The following is a 26,702-nucleotide window of genomic DNA, read 5'->3' on the forward strand; positions in this document are numbered from 1 at the left end:
GATGTTGGTCTGTGGCAGAATTTAAACAGGATAATATAAGAAATTTTTGTATAATTGCACATATCGATCATGGTAAGTCGACATTAGCAGATAGGATCATTCAGTTAACAGGATTATTGACTGCTAGAGAAATGCAGGCTCAAGTTTTAGATAATATGGATCTAGAACGTGAGAGAGGTATAACAATAAAAGCTCAGGCAGTTAGATTAATATATAAAGCCAAAGATGGTGAAGAATATATATTTAACCTTATTGATACACCTGGACATGTGGATTTTAACTATGAAGTATCAAGAAGTTTAGCGGCATGTGAAGGAGCTGTTCTTGTAGTAGATGCTGCACAAGGAATAGAAGCTCAGACATTAGCTAATGTATATCTAGCACTTGAACATGACCTGGAGATAGTTACAGTAATCAATAAGATTGATTTACCAAGTGCTGAACCTGATAGGGTAAAAGCAGAGGTAGAGGATGTTATTGGATTAGATGCTGAGGATGCACCACTGATATCTGCAAAAGAAGGTATTAACATAGAGGAAGTACTTGAGAAAATAGTATCAGATATACCAGCACCAGTAGGAGATGTGAATGCACCTTTGAAAGCGCTTATATTTGACTCTCTATATGACCCTTATAGAGGTGTTATAGTATTTTGTAGGGTTAAAGAGGGAACTGTCAAAAAGGGCATGAAAATACGTATGATGGCTACTGAAAAAGAATTTGAAGTAGTGGAAGTTGGGTATTTTGGAGCTGGACAATTCATACCGGCTGATTCTTTACAGGCTGGTACAGTAGGTTATGTTACAGCTAGTATCAAGAATGTTGGAGATACTAATGTAGGAGATACCATTACAGATGCCAATAACCCAATAGATGATCCGTTGCCAGGGTATAAGAATGTTAACCCAATGGTTTTCTGTGGGTTGTATCCAGCAGATGGGTCTAAATATCAGGACTTACGTGATGCGCTTGATAAATTAAAATTAAATGATGCAGCACTTAATTTTGAACCAGAAACATCAATAGCTCTTGGTTTCGGATTCAGATGCGGTTTCTTGGGATTGTTGCATCTGGAAATAATACAAGAGCGTTTGGAAAGAGAATATAATCTTGATTTGGTTACAACTGCACCAAGTGTTATATATAAAGTATATAAGACTAATGGTGAAGTTATTGATCTTGCAAACCCAACTGATTTGCCTGATGTTTCAGAGATAAGAACTATGGAAGAACCAATAGTGAAAGCTGAGATAATGGTTCCAACAGATTATATTGGAACGGTAATGGAACTTTGTCAAGAAAGACGTGGAGAGTATTTCGGTATGGATTACATTGAAGAGACAAGAGCCATGCTGACTTATGAACTTCCACTTAATGAAATAATATATGATTTCTTTGATGCTCTAAAATCTAGGACAAGAGGTTATGCATCCTTTGATTATGAATTAGTTGGATACAAAGAATCTGAATTAGTAAAACTTGATATACTAATCAACAAAGAAGTCGTTGATGCATTATCCTTTATCGTTCATGTTGACAAGGCATATGATAGAGGAAGAAAGATAGCAGAAAAATTGAAAACAGAAATACCTAGACACCTATTTGAAATACCAATACAAGCAGCTGTGGGTAATAAAATAATTGCTAGAGAAACTATTAAAGCCATGAGAAAAGATGTACTCGCTAAATGTTATGGTGGAGATATATCAAGAAAAAGAAAACTTCTTGAAAAACAGAAAAAAGGTAAGAAGAGAATGCGTCAAGTAGGTAATGTAGAAGTACCTCAACAAGCTTTTATGAGTGTACTTAAGCTAGATGATTAGGTGTTGAAAATGAAAGATATCAGTTTATATATTCATATTCCTTTTTGCAAAAGCAAATGTAATTATTGCGATTTTCTATCTTTTGACAATAAAGATAGTGTCATCAAGGAATATGTTAATGCTTTAATCAATGAGATAAAAAATTATAGTGATTTTGCAAAAGATTCTAATGTGAAAAGTATATTTATAGGCGGTGGTACACCGTCTATTCTGTCATGTCCAGATATAGAAAAAATCTTTGATACCCTGAAATCATATTATAATATTGATAGAGATGCAGAGATAACAATTGAAGCCAATCCAGGAACACTTGATGAAGAGAAAATAAAAGTACTTCTTTCATCTGACGTAAATCGTATAAGTATGGGATTACAATCATGTAACAATGGATTATTAAAGAAATTAGGACGAATCCATACTTGGGAGGAATTCCTAAATAATTATAATATGATTAGAAATAGTGGTTTTGATAATATAAATATAGATTTGATGTTTGCTCTACCTAATCAAACTATCAGTGATATAGAGAATGACTTAAAAAAGATAATCAGTCTTAGACCGGAACACATATCTTATTATTCTTTGATAATTGAAGAAGGAACTAAATTTTCTAGGTTATATGATGATAACAAGCTTGTTTTACCAGCTGAAGATGTAGAACGTGATATGTATTGGCTGATTCATGATACGCTACAAGATAATGGCTATAAACACTATGAGATATCCAATTATGCCTTGGACAACAGAGAGTGCTATCATAATAAGGTATATTGGAAAGAAGAAGAATATATAGGTATGGGGTTAGGGGCTTCCTCATATTTTGAGGGCTTTAGATATAAGAATATCAATAATCTATCAAATTATATAGATATTAATGGAGATATTAGTAAGCTTAAGGAGAGTACTGAGAAAATCAGTAAAAAGACTTCTATTGAGGAATATATGTTTTTGGGATTGAGATTATTAGAAGGTATAGACAAGATTGATTTTTATAATAGGTGGGGCCATGAAATAGAATATTATTATAAAGATGTTATACAGGAGCTTATAGAAAAAGGACTTATTATAGAAGATGGATGTAGACTAAGATTAACTAAAAAAGGGATTGATGTTAGTAATTTTGCATTATCCATGTTTTTGTTTGATTAATATGGCTATAATGGGCATAAACACAGGTGGTAAAATATGTTACAAATGTATTAAGCTCAAAAAAAATAATTAAATTTTGTAAAATTACTTGACAAATCTATCTGCAAGTGATATTTTTATTTCAAGCATTAGCACTCATTAGAGTAGAGTGCTAACAAAAAAATAACTAACAAAGGTGGTGCAATATGGAACTGAATGATAGAAAGATAAAAATTCTTAGAGCAATAATTTTAAATTACCTGGATACAGCAGAACCAGTAGGTTCAAGAACAATTTCAAAGAATTATGACTTGGGTATAAGTCCTGCTACTATAAGAAATGAAATGTCTGATCTTGAAGAATTAGGTCTTATATTGCAACCTCATACGTCTGCAGGCAGAATTCCATCTGACAAGGGGTATAGGCTATATGTTGATAAGCTTATGAATCTTCATCAAGATGAGATAAATAATGGTTTATATATAGAACAGCTGTTTCAACGTGTAGATAGGATAGAATCTTTGTTGAAAAATATTGCTAAAATGCTGGCAAATGAAACTAATTATGCTACGATTGTTTCTTCACCACAGATTAATAAAGCTAAAATAAAAAATATACAATTAATAGGTGTACAGGAAAAAAGGATATTAGCTGTTATAGTAACAGATGGTAATATTATTAAGAATTATATGATTAATATTAATGAACCAGTACATCAAACAATGTTGAATAGATTGACTTTCGTTCTTAATGAGCAGTTGTATGGTCTTACTCTTGAACAGATTAATCTACCACTTATTCAACAATTAAAGGATTTTGCGGGAAGTAATGCTGACATAGTCAATAAAGTGTTAGATGCAATTTTTGATACTATAAAATCTGTTGATGATACAGAGATTTATACGTCTGGTGCAACTAATATATTGAGATTCCCAGAATTCAATGATATATCAAAAGCAACCAATCTAATGCATAGACTTGAAGAGAAACAGGTTCTAAAAGATATGGTCTATACTGTATTAGAAGAAAATGGTGTGAATATAAAAGTCACTATTGGTGACGAAAATGTTATTGATGAAATGAAAGATTGTAGTTTGATTACTACTACTTACAAACTTGGTGGAGAGAATATTGGATTCATTGGTATCATTGGTCCTAAACGGATGGATTACGAAAATACAATAGGTTCTCTTTCATGTTTAATGTCAAAGATGGAAGAAATTATTAATAAGTTAAAATAGGAAGGTGGTTATATAGTGGCTAATGAAAAAGTTTCTGAAGAAAATCTTTCAGAAGAAATTAAAGATGAAATAATTAATGAACAAGAAGTTGAAGAAAAAGATTCAGAAGAAAATTTAGAAGAAGTTGAAGATGTAAAATTAGAAGAAGATTCTACTGGAGAAAATGATATGAATAAAAAACTGAAACAAAAAGAAAAGGAAGTTAACGAATACGTAGATAAATTACAAAGAACTATGGCAGAATTTGATAACTTCAGAAAAAGAACCATAAAAGAAAAATCTATGATGTATGAAAATGGAGCAAAAGAGACATTAGAAAAATTATTACCTATTGTAGATAATTTTGAACGTGCTCTAGACAGTATTTCAGAAGAACAAAAAGAACTACCTTTTACACAAGGTGTTGAGATGATATTCAAACAGTTGATGAGTGCTCTTAACGAACTTGGAGTAGAAGAAATAAAAGCTGAAGGAAATGAATTTGATCCTAACTTCCATCATGCAGTTACACATGCTGATGATGAGTCATTAGGTGAAAATATAGTTGCAGAAGTATTCCAAAAAGGATATATGTACAACGATTCAGTTTTAAGACATAGTATGGTAAAAGTGGTAAACTAGTTCAACAACATAAAATTTAAAGAAATATAGAATGTATGATTATAATATTGTGCATCTTATATATATATTATTAATTACTTAAAAAATAATCTTCGTCGAATAAATAAAATTATAAAAAACATTGACGAGTATATTGATATGAAGGAGGAAATTAAATGGGTAAAATAATTGGTATTGATTTAGGTACAACTAACTCATGTGTTGCAGTTATGGAAGGTGGAAAGCCAGTAGTAATTGCTAACGCAGAAGGTATTAGAACAACACCATCAGTTGTTGCTTTTACAAAAAATGGAGAAAGATTAGTAGGAGAACCTGCTAAGAGACAGGCGATCACTAATCCTGATAAAACAGTAGCTTCAATTAAGAGACATATGGGTACTGATTTTAGAGTAACTATTGATGATAAGAAATATTCTCCACAAGAAGTTTCGGCTATGATTCTTCAAAAATTAAAATCTGATGCAGAAAGTTATTTAGGTGAAAAGGTTACAGAAGCTGTTATTACAGTTCCTGCATACTTTACTGATAGCCAAAGACAAGCGACTAAGGATTCAGGAAAGATAGCTGGTCTTGAAGTTAAGAGAATCATCAATGAGCCTACAGCTGCAGCTTTAGCTTATGGTCTTGATAATGAAAATGAGCAAAGAATTATGGTTTATGACCTTGGTGGTGGAACATTTGATGTATCTATCATTGAAATCGGAGACGGTGTTATTGAAGTATTAGCTACAAGTGGTAATAACAAACTTGGTGGAGACGACTTTGATGAACGTGTCATGAATTACCTTATAAAAGAATTCAAAACTTCAGATGGTATAGATTTAACTAATGATAAGATGGCTGTTCAAAGATTGAAAGAAGCAGCTGAGAAAGCTAAAAAAGAATTATCAACAGCAACAACAACTAATATTAACTTACCATTCATTACAGCTACTCAAGAAGGACCAAAACATTTGGATATCACACTTACTAGAGCTAAATTTGATGAATTGACAGCTGACCTTGTTCAACAAACAATGGGTCCTGTAAACAATGCTTTAAGAGATTCAGGATTATCAGCAACTGAACTTGATAAAGTATTATTGGTTGGTGGATCAACACGTATCCCTGCTGTACAAGATGCAGTAAACAAATTAACAGGTAAAGAGCCATTCAAAGGTATTAACCCAGATGAATGTGTTGCTATAGGAGCATCAATCCAAGGTGGTAAATTATCAGGTGAAGCTGGAGCTGGAGACATATTACTTCTAGACGTAACACCATTATCACTTGGTATTGAGACTTTAGGTGGTGTAGCTACTAAGTTAATCGAAAGAAACACTACAATTCCTACTAAGAAGAGTCAAGTATTCTCAACTGCTGCAGATAATCAACCAGCCGTTGATATCCATGTAGTTCAAGGTGAAAGAGAATTCGCTAAAGATAACAAATCAATCGGAAGATTCCAATTAGATGGAATTCCACCAGCACCAAGAGGAATCCCTCAAATAGAAGTTACTTTTGATATAGATGCTAACGGTATTGTTAATGTTACAGCTAAAGATCTTGGAACAGGTAAAACACAACATATTACAATTACAGCTAGTACAAACTTATCTGATGATGAAATCAACAAAGCTGTTGATGAAGCTCAAAACTTCGAAGAAGAAGATAAGAAGAGAAAAGAAGCTATTGATGTAAGAAATGAAGCTGATTCACTTGTATTCCAAACTGAAAAGACATTAAATGAATTAGGGGATAAAGTTGACGTTGCTGAAAAAGAAAAAGTAGAAGCTGAAGTTACTAAGTTAAAAGAAGTACTTGGTAAATCAACTATTGATAACATGACAGATGCTAATGTAGAAGAAATAAAAGTAGCAAAAGAAGCATTAATGACTGTTTTCGGAGAGCTTTCAACTAAATTATATCAACAAGCTGGAGCTGCCGGTGCGGCACCGGGAGCAGGACCACAAGGTGCCCCAGGAGCTGAACCAAATCAAGAACAACCAAATAATGATGATGATGTAGTTGACGCAGACTTCAAAGAAGTGTAAAATATAAAATTGTAAAAAAGCCAAAGACATTGGTCTTTGGCTTTCTTAAAGAATATATATATTATAGACGAGAATTTTTATTATAATTATGAATGTGATATTTTGACCACAATATATAATGGTTAGGCTATAATTAATAACACAATATATATTGTGGTGAATTTAATACTATTAACTCAACTTTCCCACTTCAATATTGTATGTATAGGAAACCCATAACATTTTATTTTCCTGCATTAAATTAAAAGTGGGAAAGTTGAGCTATTAAATATAAGTTGAATCAAATAATTCAAAATTAATCATAAAAAGAGGTAGGTGGGAATAATGGCAGATAAAAGAGATTATTATGAGGTATTAGGTGTTGGGAAAAGTGCTACTGACGCTGATATAAAGAAAGCATATAGAAAATTAGCTAAACAATATCATCCTGACATGAACCCAGGTGATGAATCTGCTGAACACAAATTCAAAGAAGCAACAGAAGCTTACGAGGTATTAAGTGACTCATCAAAAAGATCAAAATATGATCAATTTGGTCACGCTGCATTTAGTAATGGAGGCGGCGGAGGAGCAGGAGGCTTTGATTTCTCAGATGTTGGAGATATATTTGGAGATATATTCGGTGATTTCTTTGGTGGCGGCGGAGGTCGTAGAAGAAATGCTAATGCTCCTACAAAGGGTGCAAGTCTAAAAACTTCTGTTACACTTAATTTTAAAGAAGCCGTATTTGGTGTAGAAAAAGAAATAGATATGGTTATTTCTGAGACTTGTGAAGAATGTTCAGGTACTGGAGCTAAGAAAGGAACAACGCCAGAAACATGTCCTCATTGTAAAGGTTCAGGTCAAGTGAGATATAATCAACAGACTATGTTTGGTAATATAACAAGTGTTAAGACCTGTAATAATTGTGGTGGAACAGGAAAAGTAATAAAAGATAAATGTACATCTTGTAGAGGAACAGGATATGTTAGAAAGAGAAAGAAAATAGCAGTAGATATTCCTGCTGGTATTGATAATGGTCAAAGTATAAGGTTAAGTGGAAAAGGTGAACCAGGTACTAATGGTGGACCAAGAGGAGATTTACTGGTAACTGTATATGTAAAACCTCATGAGTTCTTTGAAAGACAAGGTGTTGATATTTACTATACATTACCTATATCATTTGCTCAAGCGGCACTTGGTGCAGAACTTGAAGTTCCTACTCTTGACGGAAATGTAAAATATGAAATAAAAGATGGAACACAAACACATACTAGATTCAGGTTAAAAGGAAAAGGTGTACCTCATATAAGAAATTCCAAAATTAGAGGAGACCAATATGTTACTGTAGTTGTAGATGTTCCTAAAAAATTGAATGAAAAGCAAAAGGAATTGCTAAAAGAATTTTCTGCTACTTTTGGAGAGCAGGTAAAAGATTTCAAAGACGGTAAGAAAAAAAAGTGGTATGATAAAGTCATGGATGCCTTTGATTAAATTACAGGCTACATAAGTGAAAATATTATAGTACACTAAAAGGATGTGTAATATATTGAAATGGACCCAATGTAAAGTCTATATCAATGACGAAGCCATAGAAGCTGTAAGCTATATGCTTACTGAACAGGGAATACAGGGTATAGAAGTAGTTGACAATACTCTATCAAATGAAGATAAGGAAGAAATTATCGTAGATTATATAGAAGATGGAGTTATTGATAATAATAGAGATACTTTTATCAGATTTTATTTGTCAGAGCAAGAGGATGTTACTGAAAAAATAGATGAAATAAAAGCTAAAATCAAAGATATTGGTAAATATCTGGAAGTTGGTAAGACCAATATTGAATTAACTATCATAGATGATGAGGATTGGGCGAATAATTGGAAAAAATATTATAAGCCTTTTAAGATAGATAATAATATAATTATTAAACCAACTTGGGAAAAGTACACAAAGAAAACGCATGATGATGTTATAATAGAAATTGATCCAGGCATGGCATTTGGTTCAGGGACACATGAGACCACTTCCATGTGTGTCAGTATGATAAATAAATATTTATCAAAAGATGATTTAGTAATTGATGTAGGTTGTGGAAGTGGGATATTAGGAATTACAGCTGCCAAATTAGGTGCTGGAGAAGTAACTTGTATCGATCTTGATAAAAATGCAGTCAAAGCCGCCAAAGAAAATGTTGTTACCAATAAGGTAGATGATAAAGTCAATGTACTTAACGGTGATTTACTGAAAATGGTTGATATTAAAGCTAATATGGTGGTAGCTAACATAATGGCAGATATAATAATGATATTAGCAAAAGGCGTAGCTAAATACTTAATTCCTAACGGAATTTTCATATCCTCTGGAATTATATTGGACAGAGTAGAAGATGTTAAGGATGCATTACTGGCTAATGGATTTGAGATAGTAGAGATTAAGAGGATGGGTGAATGGGCTGCCATTGTTTCTCGACCCGTTTCATAAAAGTACTTTTGAAAGGATAGAGGTTTTATATGCATAGATTTTTTGTAGAGCCTAACCAAATTATTGAAGATGAGATTCGTATTGTTGGTGATGATGTAAAACATATCAAAAATGTACTTAGAATGAATAAAAATGACGAAATTATAATTTGTGATGGACATAGTAATGATTATTATTGTATAATTAATAGTATTGAAGGTGACTACATAAATACAAAAATTGTCACTAAAAAACAATCAGTTACTGAACTAAAGACAAAAATTTACCTTTTTCAAGCTTTGCCAAAACAAGCTAAAATGGAATTAATTGTGCAGAAAGCAGTAGAGCTGGGGGTATATGAGATAATTCCTGTTATTACTGAAAGAAGCGTTGTTAAAATAAATAAACAAAATGGGACGAAAAAATTAGCTAGATGGAATAAGGTAGCTGAGTCTGCAGCCAAGCAGTCAAAAAGAGGTATTATTCCAGTAGTAAATGAAATAATGAATTTTGAAGAAGCAATAGAATATTCTAAGCAGCTGGATACAATTATTGTCCCTTATGAAAATGCTAAAAATATAACAGAAACCAGAGAATTTATTAACAATCTAGACTGTAAGAGGATTGGAGTATTTATAGGTCCTGAGGGAGGATTTAGCCTAAATGAGATAGAAGAGGCTAAAAGTAGTGAGGCTAATATCATAACACTAGGAAAAAGAATACTAAGGACAGAAACAGCAGGTTTAGCTATATTATCATTACTAATGTTTCAACTTGAGGAGGAATAGTATGGCATTAAGAGTATTAATCGTTGATGATGCAATTTTCATGAGAACTGTACTAAAGAAAATGTTATCAGATGAAGATTATGATATTTGTGGAGAAGCTAATAACGGAAAAGAGGCAATAACTAAGGCAAAAGAATTACAACCAGATGTAATTACTCTTGACATCACAATGCCTGAAATGGATGGAGTAACTGCACTTCCTGAAATACTTAAGGCAAGTCCTAATTCAAAAGTAATTATGTGTTCAGCAATGGGTCAACAACCTATGGTAATAGAAGCGATTAAAAATGGAGCGAAAGATTTCATCGTGAAGCCTTTCCAGAAATCAAGAGTAGTACAAGCTATAGAAAATGTTGTTAAAAAATAGTGAAGACTATAATTTAGGAGTTGTTTTGGGCAAGATATATTATATTAAGCACTAAGTTTAATATAGTATATCTTTCTTAAATTTTTATATTACAAAATATATTTTATACAAATTAGACTATTATTTTGAAAGGATGCCTTAGAATGGAAATATATTTGGACAACGGGGCTACTACAAGACCCTTTGAAGTTGTCATAGAAGAAATGTGTAAAGTCTTTAGAGAAGATTATGGCAATCCTTCGTCTTTACACAAAAAAGGATTTGAAGCTGAAAAATATATTATTAATTCAAAAGAGATATTTTCTAAAATATTGAAAGTAAATCAAAAGGAAATTTATTTTACATCTGGTGGAACAGAATCCAATAATCTAGCAATACTTGGTGTAGCAAATGCCTATAAAAGATCAGGTAAGCATATAATAACTACAGCAATAGAACATTCCTCTGTTAAGAATACAATAAATTATCTGGGGGATAATGATTATGAGATAACAGTTTTACCAGTTGATAGTAATGGACTTATTGATCTGGAACAATTAAGAGATAGTATACGTGAAGATACTATTTTGGTATCAATAATGCATGTTAATAATGAAATCAGTACAATAATGCCTATAGAAGAGATTGGGAAGGTAATCAAAGAGAAGAATAAAAATACTATTTTTCATGTAGATGCTATACAATCTTTTGGTAAGTTGAATATATATCCTAAAAAATGGAATATTGATCTAGTAAGTATAAGTGGACATAAATTTCATGCTCCAAAGGGAGTAGGAGTTATTTATATCAATGATAATATTAAGATAAACCCTATCATATATGGTGGATATCAGCAAAATGGTATAAGGTCTGGAACAGAGAATGTACCTGGAATTGCAGCTATTGGTCTTGCTGCAAAGATGATGTATGATAACTTAGATTCCAATGTAGAACATTTATATGAATTAAAAAGACATTTAGCAGGTAGAATCATGAACGAAATAACAGATACGGTTATCAACGGAATAGATGTAGATAAGGGTGCGCCACATATCCTAAGTATAAGATTCAATAAAGTAAGGGGCGAAGTATTACTTCATAGTCTTGAAGAAAAAGATATATTTGTATCCACAGGTTCTGCATGTTCATCTAATAAACCTTCTAAATTAGGTCCTTTACAGGGAATAGGATTAAATAATGAAGAAGCACTATCCACAGTAAGATTCAGTTTTTGTATTAACAATACCATTGAAGAATTGGATAAGTGTGTAGATGAATTAAAGAACATAGTACCATTATTAAGGAAGTTTGTTAGACATTAGTGAATGATGTTAAAGATAACGTATTATTGGAAGGATTGGATTATATAATGAGTAATTTAAAAAAAGCTTTTCTAGTTAAGTATGGTGAAATTGCAATTAAAGGTAAAAACAGGTATATATTCGAGAATATACTTGCAGACCATATCCGTAGAGCACTTAAACCATGTGGCGATTTCAAAGTCAGTAAAGAGCAAGGAAGAATTTTTATTGAGCCATTTTCTGATTATGATTATGATGAAGTGGTCGATAGATTATCAAGGATATTTGGTCTTGTTGGGATTTGTCCAGTAGTTGTTCTTGAGGATATGGATTTTGAGACAGTAAAAGAAGCAACACTAATGTATATGAAAGATGAATATGAAGACTTTAATTTTACTTTTAAAGTTGAATCAAGAAGAGCTGATAAGAGATATCCTCTTAATTCAATGGAAATAGCTTGTGAAGTTGGAGCATATTTACTTGACCATATTCCTGAACTAAAAGTTGATGTAAAAAAACCAGACGTGAAAGTATGGGTTGAAATAAGAAGTAGAGCATATATCTATTCCAAGATAATCAAAGGTTTGGGTGGTATGCCAGTTGGTTCTAATGGTAAAGCAATGCTTATGTTATCAGGAGGGATTGATTCACCTGTAGCAGGTTATCTAGTAGCTAAAAGAGGGGTTAAGTTAGACGCAGTCTATTATCATAGCCATCCATATACTAGTGAACGTGCTAAGCAGAAAGTAATTGATCTAGCGAAGATTGTTTCAAGATATTCAGGAAGGATTAATCTCAATGTTGTACCGTTTACAGATATTCAACTGTATATATATGAGCAATGTCCTCATGAACAACTAACAATAATTATGCGTAGAATAATGATGATAATAGCTGAAAGATTAGCAGAAAAATATGGTGCAATTGCATTGGTTACTGGTGAAAGCATAGGACAAGTAGCGTCACAAACAATTCAAAGTCTTAATGCTACTAATTCTGTTTGTAATATGCCAGTATTCAGACCTCTTATAGGTTTTGATAAACAAGAGATAGTTGAGATAAGTGAAAAGATTGATACTTATGGTACTTCAATTCTACCATATGAAGATTGTTGTACTATATTCGTTGCTAAACATCCAGTTACAAAACCTTCATTAAAATCCATAATCAGATCTGAAAGAAGATTAGAAAAAATAGATGAAATGATTGAAGAGGCAATTAACAACGTAGAACTTGTTAAAATTAAGCCAGATGAGGAAGAATAAAGATAGTTAGAAATTATAGATAGGATTATAACAAAAATCCACTGACAAGTGGATTTTTATAATATGGTTTAGTCCATATTAGTATTTCATAAACATGAAATTAATAATTATTCAACGATAAATTCTTCTAAAGTGCCAGCAACTGCATTGAATGCATCATCATCATGTACTGTTAATTCAATTGGTTTACTTAAATCTAAACTAAAGATACCCATGATTGATTTTGCATCAATAACGTAACGGCCAGAAACTAAATCAAAATCAGAATCAAATTTACTGATTGCATTTACAAAATTTTTAACTTTATCGATTGAATTTAATGTTACTTTAACTGTTTTCATGTAATTGACCCCCTTAAAAGTGTTTTTTTAATATTTGAATACATGAATATACTAACCTTTTCTAGGAAATAAGTCAATAACTAAAATTACCAAAAAAAGTAAACTATATTAGGTGCTTTTTGTTAAACTACTGAAATAATATACAAAAAAATAAATAATTATTGTGAGGTATTAATATGAAAAAAGTCGCTTTCCATACTTTAGGGTGTAAAGTTAATCAGTATGAGACTGAAGCTATGGAAGAATTGTTTGAAAAATCAGGATATCAAATAGTAGATTTTAGAGAAATTGCTGATATATATGTTGTTAATACATGTACCGTTACTAATGTTGCTGATAAAAAATCAAGACAAATGTTATCAAAGGCAAAACATAATAATGAAGGAGCTATCATTGTAGCAGTAGGATGCTATGCTCAGATAGCAAAAGACAAGTTGATAAAAGATAATAATATAGATTTGGTTATCGGTAGTAATAATAAAAATAAAATAGTTGATTTAGTAGAAGAATATATCCATGAGGGCAATAAGATAAATGTAGTCGAAGATATTGGAAAAACAACTGAATATGAGGATATTCTCATTACAAAGGTTAATGATAAAACAAGAGCCTATATTAAGATACAAGATGGCTGCAATCAATTTTGTTCTTATTGTATTATTCCATATACAAGAGGAAGAATAAGAAGCAGAGAGATGAGTAGTGTCATAAAAGAAGTTAATACTTTAGCAAGTAATGGATACCACGAAATTGTCTTAACAGGTATACACATTGCTTCATATGGAAAAGACTTAACTAACACATCATTAATTGAACTTTTGATGAGGTTGAATGAGATTGATGGTATATTAAGGATTAGACTAGGATCATTAGAACCAAATCTAATTACAGAGGAATTTATTTCACAGCTGTCAAAATTAAATAAAGTATGTCCACATTTTCATTTGTCACTCCAAAGTGGCTGTGATGCTACCTTAAAAAGGATGAATAGAAAATATACTACTGAGATCTTCAATAACAAAGTAGAGATTATTAGAAAAGCTTATGAGAACCCTTCAATAACAACTGATATCATAGTTGGTTTTCCAGGGGAGACAGACGAGGAATTTGATTCTACATTAGATTTTGTTAGGAAAATAAGATTTAGTGGAATACATGTTTTTAAATATTCTATGAGAGAAGGTACTCCAGCTGCTGCTAGAGATGACCAAATCGACCCTAGAGTAAAAACTGAGAGAAGTCATACATTGACTAATGTTCAAAGTAAAATAAGAGAAGAGTTTTTAAATAGTTTCATCAATAAAGAGGTTGAAGTGCTGTTTGAAGAAGAATCAATGATAGATGAGAAAAAATGTTACTATGGATTTACTGATAATTATATAAAAGTAAAAGTTTTCAGTGACAATAATATTAGAAATTTACAGTTATCAACAAAGATTATCAAAATCCAAAATGATAATCTAGTTGGAAGCATATAAATAAATTAACATTAAAATAATATTACAAAGCAAATTTTAATTGTATTTTACTTACATATATATTAATATATAGTAAAAGGAATATAAAACCAAAAGGCTAGATTCGAGAGAATTGTTTTAAGTGAGGATGTGATATGGGTGAAAAACATTAATAGTACTCAGTTTTTTAAGAAATTCGAAAAAGAACCAGAAGATGCAAAAGAAATTTTAGTAAGTGTATATGAAGCCCTTACAGAGAAAGGATATAACCCTATTTCTCAAATTGTAGGGTACATTTTATCTGGTGATCCTACTTATATCACTAGCCATAAAAATGCTAGAAGTCTAATAAGTAAAGTTGAAAGAGATGAATTATTAGAGGAATTGGTAAAAAATTATATAGACAATAACTGCAAGTAGTCGTATAATATAAAAGTTAAATTAAATAGTTGGGTATACTATTCAATGATGAAAAGTGTGCAGATGCACACTTTTATTATCCTACAAAGAAGTTATTAGGTAGAAAATAAAAGTTGGATGTGATTAAATGCGTATTTTAGGTTTAGACTATGGGAGTAAAACATTAGGTGTAGCAGTTAGTGATCCATTCGGTTGGACTGCTCAAGGTATAGAAACTATAAACAGAAAAGATGAAAAAAACCTAAAATCAACGATTGCAAGATTAGGTGATATTATAAATGAGTATAATATAGAAAAGATAGTATTAGGACTCCCTAAGAATATGAATAATACATCTGGAGAAAGAGTGGATAGGACCTTATATTTTAAAGATAGATTGATGCGGGAATTCTCAATTCCAGTAGAAACATGGGATGAGAGATTAAGCACAATAGGAGCTAAAAGATCACTTTTGGAAGCTGATTTAAGTAGAAAAAAACAAAGTAAAGTCATAGATAAAATGGCAGCTGTTTTTATTTTACAAGGATATCTTGACAATTTACAAAGAAACTAATAAAATACTTTTTGTGAATTAGATTTAATGGTATTAATCAACAATGAATTAAAATAAGTTAATATATATATTATAAACTAATAAAAAATTGGTAATAATTTGAAAGGTGGATTTTTTAGTGGAAACAATTGTATTTACGTTTGAAGAGACTGGTGAAGATGTGGAATTTGCAATTTTAAGTTCTTTAGAATATGAAGAAGAAACATATTTATTGGCTGTTGAAAAAGATGAGTTGGAACTTGATGATATGACAGCCTATGTATTAAAAGCAATTAGCCTAGATGGCGAAGATGTAATTTATGAAATAGTTGACGATGACGATGAGCTTCTACCAGTTAGTGAGAAACTAATGGATTTAGTGGAAGATATTGATATAGATATGTAAGTGCCAAATTTGACAAAATGTTATTAGAGATTTATAATTAAGTTATCTATATTTTACATTAATAGTGATTTTGAACTAATAAATAACTACAATTATACTATTGAAATATATATGCTTAATGAAAAGTTATATAAAATTAAAGTATATTAAAAAAGTATGGGGGAATATATGTGTCTGTTAGCAGTGAAGATTTTAAAAGAATGTTAAAAGAAAAAGGATTTAAACTTACTACTCAGAGAAGAACTGTATTAGATGTACTTCAAAATAACGAAGGCGACCATTTAACAGCTGAGGAGATTTATGAGATAGTAAGAGAGAAGTGCCCTGAAATCGGACTAGCTACGGTATATAGGACTATACAACTCTTGCATGAGTTAAAATTAATAGATAAATTAAACTTAGACGATGGATTTATAAGGTATGAAATTGGCAAGTTTAATGATGATAATCACCATCACCATCACCATCATTTAATCTGTGAAAGTTGTGGTAAAGTAATTGAAGTAGAGGACGATTTAATGGAATCTATTGAAGAAGGCTTCGAAGAAAAATATGATTTTAAAGTTACTGACCACAAAGTGAAATTTTATGGTATTTGTAAAAACTGTAAATAGTTATCAATGTACGGGATAATAAAAATTATTAAAGGATATATTTATAATGCAAAAATATATCTTTGGGCGTTAAGGTTTAACTTAAGGGATATAATATTTGAATAGGCAGTACATAGTGATATCTTCGTATTATTAGAGAATCTAGTAAGAAAATAAGAAGTTTTAGACTATGCAAAAATTGTAACATTTTAAGTTGAACATGAAAGATAATTTCTTCAATAACTGATTGGGTGTGATACAGAAATTATCTTACTAATTTAGGAGGTGTCAGTTTGACAAAAAAACAATCAAAACTTAAAATTATACCTTTAGGCGGACTTGAGCAAATAGGTATGAATATTACTGCTTTTGAATATAACGATGAAATTATTGTTGTTGATTGCGGTATAGCGTTTCCAGAAGATGAAATGTTAGGGATAGATTTAGTAATCCCAGATGTAACATACCTAAAGGATAACATAGAGAAGGTAAAGGGTATTGTCCTAACTCATGGACATGAAGATCATATTGGAGCATTACCTTATGTTCTTCGTGATGTTAATGTGCCTGTTTATGGTACAAGACTTACTATTGGGTTAGTTGAAAATAAATTAAAGGAGCATAATATGTTAAAAAGCGTTAAAAGAAAATGTATTATGCCTGGTCAATTTATTACATTAGGTTCTTTTAGGGTTGAGTTCATCAGAACTAATCATAGTATAGCAGATGCGGTAGCACTAGCTATAACTACACCTGTTGGTGTTGTAATACATTCAGGGGATTTTAAGATTGACTATACACCTATTAGAGGAGAAGCTATCAATCTACAAAGATTTGCTGAGTTAGGTAGAAAAGGTGTACTTTTGTTTATGGCGGATAGTACCAATGTTGAAAGAAAAGGGTACACTATGTCTGAAAGAACTGTAGGAGAATCATTAGATGATATATTCTTAGATTCTGAACAAAAGAGAATAATAGTAGCCACATTTGCTTCTAATGTTGATAGAGTACAGCAAATCATTTGGACAGCTCAAAAATTCAATAGAAAAGTTGTTGTTGAAGGAAGAAGTATGATCAATGTAGTTAAGACAGCTATTGAATTAGGCTATTTGAAAGTTCCAGATAAAATGATGATTGGTGTAGAGGATATTAATAAGTATAAAGATGGACAATTAGTCATTATTACTACTGGAAGTCAAGGAGAAGCAATGGCAGCATTATCTAGAATGGCTTCATCTGTACACAGAAAGATAGAGATTAAGCCAGGAGATAAAATTATATTTAGTTCTAAGCCAATTCCAGGAAATGAAAAAACAGTTTCAAAAGTAATAAATGATTTATATAGAAAAGGTGCAGAAGTAATCTGCGAAGATACCCATGTTTCAGGACATGCGTTGCAAGAAGAGTTGAAATTACTTCATACATTGGTTAAACCAAGATATTTTATCCCTGTACATGGTGAATATAGACATTTAGTAAAACATGCTGAATTAGCTGAAAGCATTGGCATGAAAAAAGATAATATATTTATACTTTCTAGTGGAGACGTCCTAGAGATTAATAAAGAGGGCGGAAAGGTAACTGGTAAAGTACCTGCAGAACAAATTCTAGTTGATGGTCTAGGAGTTGGAGATGTTGGAAATATAGTTTTAAGAGATAGACAAAAACTTTCACAAGATGGATTATTAATAGTTGTTGTTACTTTACAAAAACAAACTGGACAAATATTGTGTGGTCCTGATATAATATCAAGAGGATTTGTTTATGTTAGAGAATCAGAAGATTTGATGCTGGAAGCTAGAAAAGTTGTTAAAGAAGCATTAGATCAATGTAATAAAAAGAAAATAACTGATTGGTCTAAGATAAAAGGTGTAGTAAGGGATGCTCTAAGAGACTATTTGTGGACACAAACGAAAAGAAGTCCTATGATTTTACCTATTATAATGGAAGTTTAGATTATCAAAAAATAGATTAAATTAATATTTTTATCGATATTGAGAGGATGCTAATTTGTGGATTATATAAAAGAAACAAAGATATTTGTTGAGAAAATTAAACATTTAAAAGAATATACTGATTATCAAAATTGCAAGAATGTAATAGAATCTAATCCACAGTTACTAGAAAAAGTTAGTGAATACAAGAAGAAGTCTTTTAATATCCATATAGAATATGGTGATGGTTCTTTTGAATGTTATGAAAATATGTTAAAACTTAACAAAGAATATAATGAAATTATTGAACAGCCAGAAGTTATTAAATTTCTTGAAGCTGAAAATAAATTAGCAAAAGTTATTGAAGAGGTATATGACCTCATAGCAAAAGAAATTAATTTCAATATTTCATTCATTGAATAAATCCGTTGATACTACATCTAAACTATAAAAATACTTGAGACTTAATACGGATTGAGTTAACCAGGAAGGTGACAAAATATGAAAAAGAAAAAAGGATTATTAATAGGGTTACATGCTTTGTCAAAAGTTGTAATATTGATTGTGGCCGTATTGATTATATTTTTTGCAGGTAGAAAAGTATATGATTACTCATATAAATTAATGGCTAAAACTCCCGCAGAAGATATAGTTGTAAAAACAGTGGACATAAAAGTACCAAAAGGTACTTCATCAAAAGAAATTGCAAAGATATTGCATGATAATGGATTAATAAAAAATACTTATTATTTTCTATTCTATTCTAAGCTTTCTGGTAAAGAGAATAAATTCCAGTATGGTGACTATACACTGAATACAGGAATGACAGATGAAGAAATAGCTAATATATTAACAACTCAAGGAGCAAAGAAGGAAACGATAAAGTTTACTATACCAGAAGGTTATACAGTTGCACAAATAGCCAAAAAGTTGGCTAAAGAAAATATATGTAAAGAATCTGAATTCTTGGATGCTGTGAATAATGTATCTTATGATTATAAGTTTATTGAGGAAGTACCAGATAGAAACTTAAAATTACAAGGTTATCTATTCCCATCTACTTATGAGATATATACTGATGCAACTGCTAAAGATATAGTTAGTATCATGTTAAAACAATTTGATAAAGTTTTCAAAGATGAATATTATGATAGAGCAAAAGCGTTGGGCTATGAGATAGATGAAATAATAACTATTGCATCTATTATTGAAAGAGAAGTAAGAGTTGATACTGAAAGAGAACTAGTTTCTGGTGTCATATATAATAGATTAAAGAAACCTATGAAACTACAGATGTGTTCAACTGTTATGTATGCTCTTGACAAGCCTAGAGAAAGATTGTTATATTCAGATTTGGAGATTGAATCACCATACAATACTTATATGAACCCAGGTCTACCTGTTGGACCTATTTCTAATCCAGGTCAGCGTTCAATAGAAGCGGCTCTTTTTCCAACTGAGAGTGATTATCTCTATTTCTCTCTTAAGAATGCAGAGACTGGAGAACATGAATTTAATAAATCTTTAGATGCTCATAATAAAGTTAAAGGTAAATTACAGAAAGAATTTTAATTTTACTATACAATAAAAAAGGGCTGTCTCATAATACATTTTACTTTAATATACTGGTAAGATAGACTCTGTTTGATGGTAAGTTAGGTCTTAAAAAGACGTAACACAGACCCTTTTAAACAGAAGGTATAAAAAGTAGATGTATTCTGAGACAGTCCTTTAAATTAAGTTTATAAGGAGTTAAACAATGAGTGAAATCACTTATAAATATATAAGAGACTACCTAATGGCTATAGAACCCGATGACGACATTATCATTCGTACCATTAGGAAAGATGCTCTCAATAATAATGTTCCAATAATTAAATCTGAAGTCAAGAATTTGTTGAAATGGATATTAGCTACCAAGAAACCAAGCAAAGTTTTGGAAATTGGTACTGCGGTGGCTTATTCTTCAATAATCATGAGTGACTTTATTGATACAGACGGTTGTATAACTACTATTGAGAGATCAGAAGACATGATTAAGAAAGCCAAAGAAAATATAAAAAAAGCGGGTAAAGAGAACGTTATAACATTGTTAGAAGGGGATGCCAGTGATATCCTATCTTCTATTGATGATACTTTTGATGTTATATTTATGGATGCCGCAAAAGGTCAATATTTAACTTTTTTACCAGAATGTCTTAGATTGCTAAAAAAAGGCGGTATACTTATATGTGATAATGTTCTTCAAAATGGTACAGTAGCAAAATCAAGATTTAGTGTTCCAAGAAGGCAAAGAACAATACACAATCGTATGAGAGAATTTTTATGGGAATTGAATCATAATAAAAACTTTCAAACATCAATACTTCCTATTGCTGATGGAGTAACACTAAGTTATAAAAAATATTAATGAATTAATTATAGCTTTGAGAGGAGAGGCTAACATTGAATAAACCTGAATTACTTATACCTGCAGGAAGCTTAGAAAATCTAGAAGTAGCTGTTCTATATGGTGCTGATGCAGTTTATATAGGAGGACAACATTTTGGATTGAGAGCAAAAGCAAAAAACTTTTCTACAGAACAAATGAAAGAAGGTATTGATTTTGCTCATAAACATAATGTTAAAGTTTACGTTACTGCTAATATAATTGCTCATAACGATGATATTGATAAAGTCTATGAGTATTTTGATGAAATAAAAGAAATAAAACCTGATGCATTGATTATTGCTGATCCTGGTATTTTAACTATTGCCCAGGAAATGTTACCGGACATGGAGATACATCTTAGTACACAAGCTAATAATACTAATTATAAAAGCGTTAATTTTTGGCATAAACTCGGTGTTAAGAGGGTAGTAGTTGCTCGTGAACTATCTTTTAAAGAAATAAATCAGATTAAGGAAAATAGTCCTGACACTCTAGACATAGAAGCTTTTGTACATGGAGCTATGTGTATATCTTATTCAGGAAGATGCCTGTTAAGTAACTATATGGCTGGCAGAGATGCTAATAAAGGCGAATGTACACACCCTTGCAGATGGCAATATCATTTAGTGGAGGAAACTCGTCCAAACGAATACATGCCTGTCTATGAAAATGAAAGAGGTACTTATGTCTATAATTCAAAAGATCTATGTATGTTAGAATATGTTCCTGAACTTATTGATGCTGGTGTTGGTAGTTTCAAAATAGAGGGCAGGATGAAAACACAATTGTATGTTGCAACTGTCACAAGAACATATAGAAAAGCAATTGATGATTATTTTGAAGATGAATCCAAATATAGAAATAATATTCCTTATTACTTGGATGAGATTAAGAAGTGTACTCATAGAAAGTTTACAACAGGTTTTTATTTTAAACGACCAGATGAAAATGAACAGATATATAATAGTAATACTTATATAAGAAGCTATACTTTTATTGGTAAGGTAATAGAATATAATTCTGCTGAACAGATGGTTACTATACAACAGAGAAATAAGTTCTGTGTTGGAGATGAAGTGGAATTCATGGCTACTGATGGTGAGAATTATGTAACTACCATTAAAGAAATGTGGGATGAAGAAGGAAACTTAGTTGAAAGCGCTCCTCATCCTAAACAAGTTATAAGGTTTAAAATAGATAAAGAATTTCCGAAAAACACAATAATTAGATTAAAAAGTAAAGAATTTTAAGTGGAAAGGCACTTTCTGAGTATTTTTTTCATAAACTGTTATGAATACATATTTAGAGGTGCTTTTGTTTTGCTATTCAATTTTTTAACATTCATTTTACCAGGGTTCTACTTTACAACATCTCAATCATTCCCTAAACCATTGTCAAGTGTTGAAGAAAGGGAATATTTAATTAAGTGTAAAGAAGGAGATATGCAAGCGAGGAATATTTTAATTGAGAGGAATTTACGCTTAGTTGCTCATATAGTTAAAAAATATAATACTACAGACAGAGATATGGATGATCTAATATCTATCGGAACAATAGGTTTAATAAAAGCAATTACAACCTTTAATATAGATAAAGGTACAAGGCTAGCGACTTATGCTGCTAGATGTATAGAAAATGAATTGCTGATGATGCTTAGAAATGAAAAAAAACATGCAAAAGAAATATCACTTCAAGAACCTATTGGAATTGATAAAGAAGGAAATGAAATCAGTTTAATTGATGTTATTGAGACAAAAGCAGATTCTATTGTAGACCAAGTCGATCTGAAGATGAAAATACGTCTATTATATAATAAAATGAAGTATGTACTAGGACAGAGAGAGAAAACAGTAATAGAGCTAAGATATGGGTTGAATAATGGGGCAGAAAAGACTCAAAGAGAGATTGCAAATATGTTAGGGATTTCTAGGTCTTATGTTTCTAGGATTGAAAAGAAGGCACTTAGTAAGTTGTATAAGGAGTTTAATGGAAGTAGGTAATGATACACAGGTAATTAAAATAATATATTTATAGAATTATTAAGTAAGGCTACGGTTATGAACTGTAGCCTTAGTTTTGTATAAATGAATGTAAATGCAAAAAATAGAATAAAGTAAAAATAATAGTTTTAATGCCAGAATGAATAAACTAACGTAGAAAGGTAAATAAAAAATATACCCAACACAAACCAAATAACTCCATCAACTTTTTTATTCTTGGCAAAAGAAAAATAACCATCTACTATATGTAAGATACTTATTAAAATAAATCCAATTACAACTGAATCAGCTAATAGAAATTTATCAATGACATTAAGCTTATTCAGTACTCCTAATATAATTATGATTACAGCTATTGTAATTTTTAAAAATTTTACTTTGGTCAATATACTCACCTCTCAAAGAATTATAGCTTAAAGGGTATTTTATATATAGAAGTTTATTAAGCAACATTTATTTAGTATAAATATTAATTAAATAATAATAGTTAGTCTAAAAATGATTCTATCATAAAAGGAGATATGAGGAAATACTAAAGTTTGTTTAAGTTCAAAAGGAGTCGTAAAAGATTGATATAATGTAGATGTATAAATACACATAAAACAACGGTACCTTTGTATGAAGTACCGTAATCGCAACTATATTATACATATGAAAACAAATGATTAAATTAGTGAGTAGATTCTTTATATTTTTTATGTTGTCTATAAGCAGATATAAAACATAGGAAAGCACTTATTAAATCGAGTAGAGCAGCTGTTTGATTATTAGACATGAATATACAACTGCCTATTAAAAAGCACAATGCAGCAAAAATTAATCCATTCCTTGCTAATTTTGGTTTCATATATTATCACCTCAGTGATATTTTAACATTAACAGATATTAATAGCAACTAAGTTTGTGTTTAGTAAATAGAAAGGTAAAGTTAATGAGTAGAGAAGAAAAGATTAAATTTCAAGAAAATTACTGAGAAGTAGAGTACTAGACAATTGTTTTTTATAATAAAAAGGCATATAATAAAATGGATAATACTACATAATATTTATGATACAACAGGTAGTGGGAAAACATTAATAACGTTAAAGGAGTAAAGTTATGGGTAATGCTAAAAAAGGTAATACTATGTTTATTTTATACGTTAAAAACCAGGAATATAGTAAAGATTTTTATACAGACATATTAGAATATGAACCAATATTACATGTTCCTGGAATGACTGAATTCAAACTATCTGAAGGTGTCAGCTTAGGTATTATGCCAGAAGAGGGGATTAGAAGAATTATGGGGAATGAGGTTCCTAATCCAAGTGAAGGAAATGGAATACCACGATGTGAGATTTACTTATTTGTTGATAATCCAGATAAAGCTTATACTAAATTAATAGAAGCAGGTGGTAAGGGAGTTAGTAGCTGTGAACTTAGACCATGGGGGGATTATGTTTCATATGGAGCGGATCCAGATGGGCATATTATAGCATTTGCTAAAAAGCATGAATAGTTATCCAATCATAATATAAATACCCAAGAGGTTTTTTGAGGTATGAACATACTCAATTTCTTGAAGGTATACATGTATAATTTTTAGCCTTTCCTTGATAAAAACAACACATTAAATAGAATTATTTATTAAGGCTACGGTGTTTATGAACTGTAGCCTTAATTTGGATTAATTTAAAATTATCATCTAGGACTACGACTTCGTTCGCGACGATGATGACGGTAATCACGCTCACGACGACGGTGGTTATCATGCTCGCGATGACTGCGATAATCAAACTCAGGACGACGGTAATCATCATATTCGCGACGAGGGCGAACATCAAGCTTATGACGACGATAATCATCATGCTCATAACGACGGCGACCATCAAGTTGTCGACGAGTACGATGCATCTCATTTAATTGTAAGATTACATCACCAACCCATTTATTTATATTTTTTCCGTCATTGAAGGTAGTGTCAACATGTAAATTGTAAATTCTTTGAATACAATTAACAATACCCTCTGCAAACCAACCTCTATATTTATAACTTGCACCTTGGTCTAATGTATCCATATCTTGTAGAGCTTCATTAAATTCAGTAGTACCAGTTTCAAGTACTCTCACACCACTTAGTTCATCGTCTAGGATGGGGCATTCGGTTCTAGTCGCTTGATAAGTTCTATTTTGGATAGCAAGTATTTTAGCACTCTTAGTAGTCATATTTTGGTTAATTCGGGTTTGAAGATCTCTAAACTTATCATTGCTTAATTTGACTTGTACTATGTAAGCTGCTGGCTGTCCTCTATTATTATTGATAACTTGTACATTTACATCATTATTTAACTGAACACCATAGCCATCAAGTAAATTTACTCCTGTTTCCTCCATGAATTCACTATTGGCAAGATCAAGGTGACTACCTCTTGTATGGGAATTTGGCGTTCCTCCGGGCAAAACTATTTTACCAGGTGTTTGTCGTTGAGCAAATATTTGAGGTTTGATATATGTAACTTCACCACGTTGTTTATGGAAAAAGTATCCTTCTTGATTTCTTATACCCATAAGAAATTTTGTGGGTGCATCTTGTCCATCATTACAATACACTAACATATAATAGGTTGGTGTCATAAAAATCAATCCTTTCCTTTTTTTGTATGATACAACGAGTATAATGCAGATTTATAACAAGTACAATGTATTTGGACACAGTCAGTAATAAAGCAGATATAATCGGGACATAAGCAGGAATTAGAGAGTTATGCCAATACGGTATTGTCCCTCTAGAATTGAGGAGATAGGTACTGAATTGTACGTAATGAATCTTCTTTATAGGAAATAATATAGATAAATAAATTGGTAGATGTTTAATATTGACTATGGTAAGATTAAAGAATGAGATTGATAACAGAACTAAAGAAAAATATTATACAAAAGGAGAAAGAGAATGAAAGAGATTAATATTGGTTCAATCCTGCAATTTGGCGGTTATCATTGGCGCATTCTTGATATACAAGGCAATACAGCCTTGATTATAACCGAAAACATGATCAAACAACAGCCCTATAATGATTGCGCTGGTGATGTGACATGGTCCGACTGTTCGCTGAGAAAATATCTTAATGGTGAGTTTTATAACAAATTCACCACTGCCGAACAGTCAAGAATCATTCCTGTATTAAGTAAAAACCTCGACAATCAGTGGTACGGTTCAAAAGGCGGAGAAGATACTCAGGATTACATATTTCTTCTAAGCATTGAAGAAGTAGTGTGCAAATATTTCGGTGACAGTAGTAAAAACCTTGAAAATCGCAGCCCAAAACAACGATACTGGTTTCAAAAGAAAGACAAGAATAACAACAAACGAAGCTCGACATTTGATGGGTATGTATGGTGGTGGTGGCTTCGATCCCCTGGACGTGACAATAGAAGAGCTGTATATATACACGGTGACGGCAATATAGGTATTCAGGGAAATGGTACCTTTCGTTACAGTAGCAACACAATTCACCCTTTAACAGGTGATAACAGCGGCGGAGTTCGTCCAGCTTTATGGTTGAAACTAGAATTATAAACCACGGTATATTTTTTGCGTATAAATATATAATATACCCT

General features: G+C 31.2%; 28 protein-coding genes. 24 read left to right on the forward strand and 4 right to left on the reverse strand.

Annotation, left to right across the window (positions count from 1 at the left end; translation table 11 throughout):
- The first annotated feature begins 11 nt into the window (after nt 1-11).
- The 11 genes from lepA (at nt 12) to thiI (ending at nt 12,989) form a co-directional block, all read left to right on the forward strand.
- Nucleotides 12-1,823 carry a translation elongation factor 4 gene (lepA, locus tag HYG85_RS19645; protein WP_113671290.1) on the forward strand — a complete coding sequence of 604 codons (1,812 nt, stop codon included), beginning with the start codon at nt 12-14 and terminating at the stop codon, nt 1,821-1,823.
- Nucleotides 1,824-1,832: 9 nt separating this feature from the next.
- Entirely contained in the window at nt 1,833-2,972 is a 1,140-nt protein-coding gene (hemW, locus tag HYG85_RS19650; RefSeq protein ID WP_212691097.1) for a radical SAM family heme chaperone HemW, read from the forward strand.
- A 185-nt stretch (nt 2,973-3,157) separates the two neighbouring features.
- A complete protein-coding gene (gene hrcA, locus HYG85_RS19655; RefSeq protein ID WP_113671288.1) occupies nt 3,158-4,192 on the forward strand; it encodes a heat-inducible transcriptional repressor HrcA in 1,035 nt (344 codons plus the stop codon).
- 15 nt (nt 4,193-4,207) lie between these two features.
- A complete protein-coding gene (gene grpE, locus HYG85_RS19660) occupies nt 4,208-4,813 on the forward strand; it encodes a nucleotide exchange factor GrpE (RefSeq protein ID WP_330407988.1) in 606 nt (201 codons plus the stop codon).
- Nucleotides 4,814-4,968: 155 nt separating this feature from the next.
- Nucleotides 4,969-6,846 carry a molecular chaperone DnaK gene (gene dnaK / locus HYG85_RS19665; RefSeq protein WP_212691098.1) on the forward strand — a complete coding sequence of 626 codons (1,878 nt, stop codon included), beginning with the start codon at nt 4,969-4,971 and terminating at the stop codon, nt 6,844-6,846.
- A 324-nt stretch (nt 6,847-7,170) separates the two neighbouring features.
- Complete coding sequence (gene dnaJ, locus HYG85_RS19670; RefSeq protein ID WP_113671285.1) at nt 7,171-8,319, forward strand: molecular chaperone DnaJ; 1,149 nt, start codon at nt 7,171-7,173, stop codon at nt 8,317-8,319.
- A 55-nt stretch (nt 8,320-8,374) separates the two neighbouring features.
- Complete coding sequence (prmA, locus tag HYG85_RS19675) at nt 8,375-9,310, forward strand: 50S ribosomal protein L11 methyltransferase (RefSeq protein ID WP_244971227.1); 936 nt, start codon at nt 8,375-8,377, stop codon at nt 9,308-9,310.
- Between the two features lie 29 nt (nt 9,311-9,339).
- Nucleotides 9,340-10,077, forward strand: coding sequence for a 16S rRNA (uracil(1498)-N(3))-methyltransferase (locus HYG85_RS19680; protein ID WP_212691100.1), 738 nt, complete (start codon nt 9,340-9,342; stop codon nt 10,075-10,077).
- Nucleotide 10,078: 1 nt separating this feature from the next.
- On the forward strand, nt 10,079-10,444 hold the full coding sequence (locus tag HYG85_RS19685; RefSeq protein ID WP_113671282.1) for a response regulator: 366 nt from the start codon (nt 10,079-10,081) through the stop codon (nt 10,442-10,444).
- Between the two features lie 143 nt (nt 10,445-10,587).
- A complete protein-coding gene (locus tag HYG85_RS19690; RefSeq protein ID WP_212691101.1) occupies nt 10,588-11,745 on the forward strand; it encodes a cysteine desulfurase family protein in 1,158 nt (385 codons plus the stop codon).
- A 47-nt stretch (nt 11,746-11,792) separates the two neighbouring features.
- Complete coding sequence (gene thiI / locus HYG85_RS19695; protein ID WP_212693801.1) at nt 11,793-12,989, forward strand: tRNA uracil 4-sulfurtransferase ThiI; 1,197 nt, start codon at nt 11,793-11,795, stop codon at nt 12,987-12,989.
- 107 nt (nt 12,990-13,096) lie between these two features.
- On the opposite strand, the gene HYG85_RS19700 is transcribed toward thiI, so the two are convergent.
- Nucleotides 13,097-13,330: an HPr family phosphocarrier protein gene (locus tag HYG85_RS19700; protein WP_113671280.1), complete on the reverse strand. Its 234-nt coding sequence runs from the start codon at nt 13,328-13,330 to the stop codon at nt 13,097-13,099.
- A 176-nt stretch (nt 13,331-13,506) separates the two neighbouring features.
- Between HYG85_RS19700 and mtaB the strand changes: the two genes are divergently transcribed.
- The 11 genes from mtaB (at nt 13,507) to sigK (ending at nt 23,103) form a co-directional block, all read left to right on the forward strand.
- Nucleotides 13,507-14,808, forward strand: a complete 1,302-nt coding sequence (mtaB, locus tag HYG85_RS19705; RefSeq protein ID WP_212691102.1) for a tRNA (N(6)-L-threonylcarbamoyladenosine(37)-C(2))-methylthiotransferase MtaB — start codon at nt 13,507-13,509, stop codon at nt 14,806-14,808.
- A 138-nt stretch (nt 14,809-14,946) separates the two neighbouring features.
- Nucleotides 14,947-15,207, forward strand: a complete 261-nt coding sequence (locus HYG85_RS19710) for an IreB family regulatory phosphoprotein (protein WP_113671278.1) — start codon at nt 14,947-14,949, stop codon at nt 15,205-15,207.
- A 127-nt stretch (nt 15,208-15,334) separates the two neighbouring features.
- Nucleotides 15,335-15,760 carry a Holliday junction resolvase RuvX gene (gene ruvX / locus HYG85_RS19715; protein ID WP_113671277.1) on the forward strand — a complete coding sequence of 142 codons (426 nt, stop codon included), beginning with the start codon at nt 15,335-15,337 and terminating at the stop codon, nt 15,758-15,760.
- A gap of 118 nt (nt 15,761-15,878) precedes the next feature.
- The gene (locus HYG85_RS19720) at nt 15,879-16,145 is read left to right on the forward strand and encodes a DUF1292 domain-containing protein (protein ID WP_212691103.1); all 267 of its coding nucleotides are present in this window, start codon (nt 15,879-15,881) and stop codon (nt 16,143-16,145) included.
- Nucleotides 16,146-16,315: 170 nt separating this feature from the next.
- Nucleotides 16,316-16,759 (forward strand): Fur family transcriptional regulator, encoded by a 444-nt coding sequence (locus HYG85_RS19725; RefSeq protein ID WP_330407986.1) that lies wholly within the window; start codon nt 16,316-16,318, stop codon nt 16,757-16,759.
- Between the two features lie 272 nt (nt 16,760-17,031).
- Nucleotides 17,032-18,693, forward strand: a complete 1,662-nt coding sequence (locus HYG85_RS19730; RefSeq protein WP_273319481.1) for a ribonuclease J — start codon at nt 17,032-17,034, stop codon at nt 18,691-18,693.
- Nucleotides 18,694-18,750: 57 nt separating this feature from the next.
- On the forward strand, nt 18,751-19,095 hold the full coding sequence (locus tag HYG85_RS19735) for a YlbF family regulator (protein ID WP_212691104.1): 345 nt from the start codon (nt 18,751-18,753) through the stop codon (nt 19,093-19,095).
- Between the two features lie 78 nt (nt 19,096-19,173).
- Nucleotides 19,174-20,244, forward strand: a complete 1,071-nt coding sequence (gene mltG, locus HYG85_RS19740; RefSeq protein ID WP_212691105.1) for an endolytic transglycosylase MltG — start codon at nt 19,174-19,176, stop codon at nt 20,242-20,244.
- 187 nt (nt 20,245-20,431) lie between these two features.
- Nucleotides 20,432-21,082 carry an O-methyltransferase gene (locus HYG85_RS19745; RefSeq protein WP_212691106.1) on the forward strand — a complete coding sequence of 217 codons (651 nt, stop codon included), beginning with the start codon at nt 20,432-20,434 and terminating at the stop codon, nt 21,080-21,082.
- Between the two features lie 35 nt (nt 21,083-21,117).
- Nucleotides 21,118-22,353, forward strand: a complete 1,236-nt coding sequence (locus HYG85_RS19750; protein ID WP_212691107.1) for a peptidase U32 family protein — start codon at nt 21,118-21,120, stop codon at nt 22,351-22,353.
- Between the two features lie 69 nt (nt 22,354-22,422).
- Entirely contained in the window at nt 22,423-23,103 is a 681-nt protein-coding gene (gene sigK / locus HYG85_RS19755) for an RNA polymerase sporulation sigma factor SigK (protein ID WP_242986367.1), read from the forward strand.
- A gap of 128 nt (nt 23,104-23,231) precedes the next feature.
- Here the strand turns inward: sigK and HYG85_RS19760 are convergent, their stop codons facing one another.
- Together HYG85_RS19760 and HYG85_RS19765 are read right to left on the reverse strand one after the other, a co-directional pair.
- Complete coding sequence (locus HYG85_RS19760; protein WP_212691108.1) at nt 23,232-23,489, reverse strand: hypothetical protein; 258 nt, start codon at nt 23,487-23,489, stop codon at nt 23,232-23,234.
- A 284-nt stretch (nt 23,490-23,773) separates the two neighbouring features.
- Nucleotides 23,774-23,950 carry a hypothetical protein gene (locus tag HYG85_RS19765; protein ID WP_113671270.1) on the reverse strand — a complete coding sequence of 59 codons (177 nt, stop codon included), beginning with the start codon at nt 23,948-23,950 and terminating at the stop codon, nt 23,774-23,776.
- 251 nt (nt 23,951-24,201) lie between these two features.
- On the opposite strand from HYG85_RS19765, the gene HYG85_RS19770 reads away from it, so the two are divergent.
- The gene (locus tag HYG85_RS19770; protein ID WP_212691109.1) at nt 24,202-24,603 is read left to right on the forward strand and encodes a VOC family protein; all 402 of its coding nucleotides are present in this window, start codon (nt 24,202-24,204) and stop codon (nt 24,601-24,603) included.
- Between the two features lie 182 nt (nt 24,604-24,785).
- Here the strand turns inward: HYG85_RS19770 and HYG85_RS19775 are convergent, their stop codons facing one another.
- Entirely contained in the window at nt 24,786-25,718 is a 933-nt protein-coding gene (locus HYG85_RS19775) for a hypothetical protein (RefSeq protein WP_212691110.1), read from the reverse strand.
- 316 nt (nt 25,719-26,034) lie between these two features.
- Between HYG85_RS19775 and HYG85_RS19780 the strand changes: the two genes are divergently transcribed.
- On the forward strand, nt 26,035-26,661 hold the full coding sequence (locus HYG85_RS19780) for a DUF6273 domain-containing protein (protein WP_212691111.1): 627 nt from the start codon (nt 26,035-26,037) through the stop codon (nt 26,659-26,661).
- Nucleotides 26,662-26,702 lie beyond the last annotated feature (41 nt).

The sequence above is a fragment of the Vallitalea guaymasensis genome (assembly GCF_018141425.1).
In the GTDB taxonomy this organism is placed as follows: domain Bacteria; phylum Bacillota; class Clostridia; order Lachnospirales; family Vallitaleaceae; genus Vallitalea; species Vallitalea guaymasensis.